A 6,649-nucleotide genomic window follows, 5' to 3' on the forward strand; every position below is an offset into this window, starting at 1 on the left:
GCCCCACCACCCCCAGCAGTAACCGGTACGCACACCGGCCCCCGCCGAGAACCGGAAGGCCCCGCGGTGGGGGCGGCGACCGGCGTGCCCGTGCGCGCGGGACGTGCGGGACGCGCGGGACACGAAGGAGGGGGACCAGGCAGGAGAGGGGAGCCCGTGCCCGAGGGACACACCATTCACCGGCTGGCCGAGGACTACGCCGCCGCCTTCGCGCACCGCGCGCCCCTGCGCGTCACCAGCCCCCAGGGCAAGTTCGCCGACGCCGCCACCCTCCTCGACCGCACGCCCCTGCACACCACCGACGCCCACGGCAAGCACCTCTTCCTCGGCTTCGGCGACCCGGGCCCGGAGCACCCGGAACACACCGAGTGGGTCCACATCCACCTCGGCCTCTTCGGCAAGGTCACCTTCGGCCCGGCCCCCGCGCCGCCGCCCACGGACACCNNGCCCCGATCCCCTGCGCCCGGACGCGGACCCGGCCGCCGCGTACCGCAGGATCGGCCGCAGCCGTACGACGATCGCCGCCCTCCTCATGGACCAGAAGGTCATCGCCGGCGTGGGCAACGTCTACCGCGCCGAGGTCCTCTTCCGGCACCGGATCGACCCGTACCGCGCGGGCCGGGACATCACCCCGGCCGAGTGGGACGCGATCTGGACCGACCTGGTCGCCCTCATGCGCGAGGGCGTCCGCACCAACCGCATCGACACCGTCCGCCCGGAACACACCCCCGAGGCGATGGGCCGCCCGCCGCGCGTGGACGACCACGGCGGAGAGGTGTACGTGTACCGCAGGGCCCTTCTGCCCTGCCACGTCTGCGGCGGCGAGATCCGCACCGCCGATCTCGCCGCCCGCAACCTCTTCTGGTGCCCCACCTGCCAGGACACCTGAGGTCAGGTCACCGCACGGCCCTCAGAAGCCGTGCGGCAGCCACGGCGCCGCGCCACCGCTGCCGAACGCCAGGGACGCCTCCGCCAGCGCCCCCCGCCGCACCTCGCGCACCCGGCCGGCCGCGGCCAGCGCCGCGAGGCTCACCCCGCCGAGATACGCGGCGCCCAACTCCCGTATGGACAGGGCGAGGCCCGCCGCGTCCTCGGTGCGCTCGCAGGACGCCCCCTTCGCGTCCCCGCTCAGCCGCCAACGCCCCGCGTTCCAGGGGCAGAACGCGTCCTCCACCTCGAACACCACGTCCACCGGCGCCTGGTACGTCCGCACCCCGAGGGCCTCCCCGACGTCGACCAGCCGTACGTGCAGCGCGTCCCGCAGGACCGGCCGGCACCGCCGGAGGTCCGCCACCATGTGCTGCCAGCCCTCGTCGACCGGCCGCCCCCGCGCCACCAGCGTCGACGTCAGGTCGATGGAGAACAGGAACCGCCACAGCGCCGCGTCCGCCGCCGGGTCCAGCGCGTCCAGCGAGCTCAGGACCACCGTGCCCTCGGGCCCGGCCGGTCCCCAGCCCGGCTTCACGCGGAACCGCGCGTACCCGACCGTCTCGCCGTCCCGCTCGGCGACGACGCACTGCAGCGGCGACCCCCCGTCCCGCTCGCTCTCCGGGTCGAGCACGCCCAGCCGCTCCCAGCCGGGCCGGCGGGCGAGCATCCCCGGCCGCCGGGCCACCAGCCGGGCGTAGACCGCCTCGCAGGCGTCGAGCACGTCGGCCGGCGTCGCGTACCGCAGCCGCACGGCGTCGGTGCCGGCCGGGACCGACAGTCCCGCCCGCTCCGTGTCGATCTCGGCGTCCGTCTGGAACGAGGCCGTCCCGTACCCGAACCGGCCGTAGATCGCCGGTTCGGACGCGGTGAGCACCGCCAGCGGCTCGCCCCAGGACCGCACGTCGTCCAACTGCCGCCGCATCAGCGACGTCAGCACCCCGCGCCGCCGGTGCGTGGCGGCCACGCTCACCCCCGTGACGCCCGCGGCGGGCACGGACGCGCCCCCGGGCACGGTCAGCCGGAACGAGAACGCGCCCGCCGTCCCCACGCACGCGTCGCCGTCCCAGGCGGCCAGGAACCGGCCGAACTCGGTCAGCGAGTTCCACAGCTCCCGCTCCTCGGGCGCCTCCTGGACCCCGCCGAAGGCACGGAGCAGCGTCTCGTACCACTTGTCCCATTCGTCCGGGGCCAGGTTCCGCAGCACGGGTTCGAGGTCCGCTGAGCCGTCGGTCACATCACTCGTCCCACTCGCTTCACGCGCGCGCTCGTTCGCCATGATCCATGCCTACCAGGGCAGGACAGGACGAGCGAAGGAATTTCTCCCGGGCGGCCCCATGACGGCGTCCGGTGAAGTTCACTGTGAAGTCGGTCCCCGGACGGGGGACAACCAGGACCTCCCGTGCCAAGCGGCCGGTCCGATGGATAGGGTCCCGAACTGATGGCAGCAGGACGAGAGCGGCGCGCGGAGGCCGATACGTTCACGGCCCGGTGGAAGAAGCAGTGGCACCGGGCCCGCGTCGGCATGCGCCGGGCCGCCGTCGACTACTTCCGCGGGGACGGCTCGGACTGGGTCGCGCTCGCCGGACTGCTCCTGACCATCCCGCTGATCACGGCCGGGACGCTCGCCAACTCCGTGTGGTGCGCGCCGGCCGCCCTGGTCGTCCCGATCGTCGCGGGCGGCCTGCTGCTGCGCCCGGCGAGCCTGCTCGGCCTGTACGCGGCGGCGGCGACCGCGCTGATCGTGGAGTCGGTGAAGCTCGGCCCCTACACCGAGGGCGCGGCCCGGGTCACCCCGGGCGTGGTCCTCACCGTCGCGGCCTGCGGTTTCTTCGGGCTGCTCGTCGCCCAGTTCCGCAGCCGGGTGGGCGTGCCCTGGCGGCGCGGCGGCACCATGCTGTTCGACCTGCGCGAACGCATCCGGGTGCAGAGCAAGCTGCCGCAGCTGCCGGACGGCTGGCACCGGGAGATGGCCCTGCGCCCGGCGGGCGGGCAGTCGTTCTCGGGCGACTTCGTGGTCGCGGCCCGGACGAACGGCGGGCGCACCCTGGAGGTCGTGCTGACGGACGTGTCCGGCAAGGGCATGGACGCCGGCTCGCGCGCCCTGCTGCTGTCGGGCGCCTTCGGCGGCCTCCTCGGCAGCCTCCCCCCGCACGCCTTCCTCCCGGCCGCCAACGGCTACCTGCTCCGCCAGGACTGGGACGAGGGCTTCGCCACCTCCATCCACCTGGTCCTCGACCTCGACTCCGGCGACTACGAGCTGTACTCCGCGGGCCATCCGCCGGGCCTCCAGCTCAGCGCGGGCAGCGGCCGCTGGGAGGAGAAGGCGGCCGACGGCCCGCTGCTGGGCGTGTACGACGGTGCCCAGTTCGACCCGGTGAAGGGCACGTTGCGCCCCGGAGACGTGCTGATGCTGTTCACGGACGGCCTGGTGGAGACCTCCGACCGGGACATCGTCGAGGGCATCGACCGGCTCACCGGCGAGGCCGACCGCTACGTCGCCGGCGGCTTCCACGGGGCCGCCTGGCACCTCATCGAGGCGGTGGCCAAGGACGTCAACGACGACCGCGCCCTGCTGCTGATCTGCCGCGAGGGCCCCACGGCGGCCGCGTCCCGCTGAACCGCGCCCCCTCTCCGGCCGGGCGGGGGACACTGGACGCGTGACGACCGAGACACCGCGCACCCCGCTGACCCCGGCCGAGGCCGAGGCCGTCGCCCGCGCCGCGCACGCCGGCCAGACCGACAAGGCGGGCCGGCCCTACGCCGAGCACCTGCAGGCCGTCGCCGAGGGCGTACGGCGGCGCGGCGGCGACGACGAGCAGATCGCGGCCGCCTGGCTGCACGACGCCGTCGAGGACGGCAGGCTGCCGGACCGGTGGCTCGAGGAGGCCGCGCTGACCGCGCGGACCAGGGACATCGTCCGCGCGGTCACCCAACGGCCCGGGGAGCCGACCGAGGCGTACGCGGCCCGCATCCTCGCCACCCCCGGCGCGCTGCTGGTGAAGGAGGCGGACCTGGCGCACAACGCCGACCCCGCCCGTCTCGCCGTGCTGGACGGGGCGACCCGCACACGACTGACCGAGAAGTACGCGCGGATGCGCGCACTCCTCGGTCTCGTGGCGGGGAACGGAGGGACTGACGGACTGACGGTCTGAAAGGCTGAGGGGCTAGGAGACCTGGGGGACCAGGGGACTAGGCGGACACCTTCTCGCGGGTCTCCCGCTTCTCCCGCAGCTCGCCCCCGCGGGCCGGTTCGGCGGTGTCCCGCTTGAACGCCCACCGCATCCTCGGCTCCATCACGCACCGGAAGACCCGCCGCACCGGCTTGGTGCACAGCAGCGTCACCATGGCGGCCGCGAGGACGGTCACGGCGATCCAGCCGAGCGGACCGTGCAGCGCCGAGTGCTCGAACCAGCCCCGGTAGTCGCCGGCCTTCACCACGAAGCCGTGCAGCAGGTAGCCGTAGAGCGTGCCCGCGCCGAGGGCGGTGAACCACAGGTGGCGGCGCGGCACCCAGGCGAAGAAGCAGGCGGTCAGCAGCAGCGAGCAGCCGAACAGGACGAGCACCATGACCGGGCCGACCCACCACGGCTCGCCCAGCTCCTGCGCGGCGTCGCGGTGGTAGAACCACGCGGTGTTCATCCGCGGCGCCGCCCACCAGCCGACGGCCAGCGCCGCCGCGAACACCGGAACCGAGAGGATCCGTACCGACCGGCGGCGCACCCGGTGGAAGTGCTCGGGCCGCAGGCACAGACCGAGCACGAAGAACGGCAGGAACTGCAGGACGCGCTGCAGGTCCAGGTCGTCGCCGATGTCCGGGCTGACGCTGGCCAGCATGGCGATGCCGAGCGCCAGCGGCAGCGGGTGCCGCACCGTCCTCCAGATCGGCGTGGTCAGCCGCCACACGAACAGCGCGACCAGGAACCAGGTGAGGTACCAGGGGTCGAGGAGGCTGATCTCCTGCTGCGGGTCGTTGTCGACGAACCGCTTGAAGAGGGGATAGGCGGTCTCGAAGACGATGTACGGGACGGCGACGCCGGTGATCAGCCGCTGCAGCCGGTCGGGACGCATGTCGAAACTGCGCGAGAAGAAGCCGGAGATGATGATGAAGGCCGGCATGTGGAACGCGTACACGACCATGTACGCGGCTTCGAGGGTCCGGCTGTCGCCCTTGAGCGGCTCCCAGGCGTGACCGACGGCCACCAGCACGATCGCCAGGTACTTGGCGTTGTCGAAGAACGCGTCACGCTGCTTGCCGGAGGGGGCCGGCCGGTCGCCCTGCCGGTTCTCCGCGGGCGGACCCGGCACTCCGGACGCCGGCGACTGCGTGGCGGGGGGCGGAGTTCTGCGGTTGCCGTACGGTCGCTGCGAGTTCGTCACGGACCCTCCCGCCGGGAACCGGAGGAGAAGATCGGTGAACTCGCTGCGCTTGCGGGGGACGAGGCAGCGTGGAACATCTGAGGCACCCTAGCGTTGTCCGTGGGTATTCGTAAAACGACCGATGTCGTTCCTGGTTATTCGGTCCGGGTACCCCGGAATCAGGAAAGTCGGCAGCGCTGCGGGCGTGATGGTCAACACACCTTATGGATACGGGTTTTGTGGGGGCATGCGCCCCCCTTGTCATGATTATTCCCGAATAAAGGGCGCATGAGGCCGGCAGGTGACTCCGACGGAATGCCAGCTTCGTGCCCCTTCGTGCCTTCCCCGCGGGGATATCGAGACGGTCTCGGCGGCAATTCGAATTGGCTGCGAACGCTTTGTGTGGATGCGGAAACGATCCGGTCGTATTCCCGGTGCGGGCGTTCCCTCGAATTGCCGTGCGACACGGCGCCGTCGGCCGGGGAGGGCGGACGCGCGCACGGGGCCCGGCCACCGCGGGTCGAACGGTGCGTCACCGGCCGCATAGGGGGGCCGTGTTGGTGGCACGATGGTTCTGGCGGGGTGCGCGGGGATGCGTCGCCCGGGCCGGGAGAGCGGAACCGACCGAGGGTGTGATCAGTTGTGGCCATTTCACTGTCCGTGGTGCTGCTGTTGGCGATCATCCTGGTAGTGCTGCTGAGAGGGGGATCCATCAAGCCCGGGCCCGCGATCGTCGCGATCCTCTTCGGCTTCTTCCTCGCCTCGACCGGCATGGCCGACGACATCCAGCGGTTCCTGAACTCGATAGCCGAGACGATCAACTCCATCAGCTTCTGACGCGCGCCCGGCCCTCCCGTCCGGCCCCGGCGTCCGGCCGGGGTCACCCCCCTCCCCGGCGGCCGGGCCGCCGTGCGGCTCTCCGCCGGCGGTCTCGGTACGTCCGCGGGGGTCCTGCCGCGCCCGGCCGATCGACACGCCGACGCGCGGAGGGCGCACACGGGAGCCGGGGGGTCCCTCCTCCCGCGGCGACCGGCGGCCCGCCGCTCGGATGTCCGGGCATCGAGCGGGGGAGTCGGCGACGGCGCGTTCGATCACCTGTGCGAGCACCCGTTCGGCCCTCCCCTCGCCGAGGGCCGCGACGCTCACGATGCCGCGGCGCCCACGACGAGGACCCGTGCGGTGCCGGGCCGCACCCGCTCCCCTCCCCGCCCGCAGGACGCCCGTAATACGCCCGCACGGCATCCGTACGGAGTACCGGCACGCGCGAACGGCGTTCCCTCCGTCCCGGCGCCGGCCGGAGCGGGCGCGCGGAGGGGCGCGGGCGGCCGGTCCGGCCCGTGGAACGGCTCAGGCCCGGGTGAGA

The 6,649-nt window shown here is 73.2% G+C and carries 5 protein-coding genes and 1 pseudogene; 4 read left to right on the plus strand and 2 right to left on the minus strand.

Annotated elements, in window-relative coordinates; genetic code table 11:
- Positions 1–156: 156 nt before the first annotated feature.
- Positions 157–889, plus strand: a pseudogene (locus B7L92_RS30590) (Fpg/Nei family DNA glycosylase).
- Positions 890–910: 21 nt separating this feature from the next.
- On the opposite strand, the gene B7L92_RS30595 reads toward B7L92_RS30590, so the two are convergent.
- Positions 911–2,164 (minus strand): GNAT family N-acetyltransferase, encoded by a 1,254-nt coding sequence (locus tag B7L92_RS30595; protein WP_081240589.1) that lies wholly within the window; start codon positions 2,162–2,164, stop codon positions 911–913.
- 204 nt (positions 2,165–2,368) lie between these two features.
- Here B7L92_RS30595 and B7L92_RS30605 point away from each other — a divergent pair, with 204 nt between their 5' ends.
- Both B7L92_RS30605 and B7L92_RS30610 read left to right on the plus strand, forming a co-directional pair.
- Positions 2,369–3,547: a PP2C family protein-serine/threonine phosphatase gene (locus B7L92_RS30605; RefSeq protein ID WP_026085188.1), complete on the plus strand. Its 1,179-nt coding sequence runs from the start codon at positions 2,369–2,371 to the stop codon at positions 3,545–3,547.
- Between the two features lie 40 nt (positions 3,548–3,587).
- Positions 3,588–4,082: an HD domain-containing protein gene (locus B7L92_RS30610; protein WP_081240590.1), complete on the plus strand. Its 495-nt coding sequence runs from the start codon at positions 3,588–3,590 to the stop codon at positions 4,080–4,082.
- A gap of 37 nt (positions 4,083–4,119) precedes the next feature.
- Here B7L92_RS30610 and B7L92_RS30615 read toward each other — a convergent pair whose 3' ends face one another.
- A complete protein-coding gene (locus tag B7L92_RS30615) occupies positions 4,120–5,307 on the minus strand; it encodes an acyltransferase family protein (protein WP_081240591.1) in 1,188 nt (395 codons plus the stop codon).
- A gap of 621 nt (positions 5,308–5,928) precedes the next feature.
- Between B7L92_RS30615 and B7L92_RS30620 the strand changes: the two genes are divergently transcribed.
- A complete protein-coding gene (locus B7L92_RS30620; RefSeq protein ID WP_004988114.1) occupies positions 5,929–6,123 on the plus strand; it encodes a hypothetical protein in 195 nt (64 codons plus the stop codon).
- Positions 6,124–6,649: the final 526 nt, after the last annotated feature.

The sequence above is a fragment of the Streptomyces viridosporus genome (assembly GCF_002078235.1).
Lineage (GTDB): Bacteria > Actinomycetota > Actinomycetes > Streptomycetales > Streptomycetaceae > Streptomyces > Streptomyces viridosporus.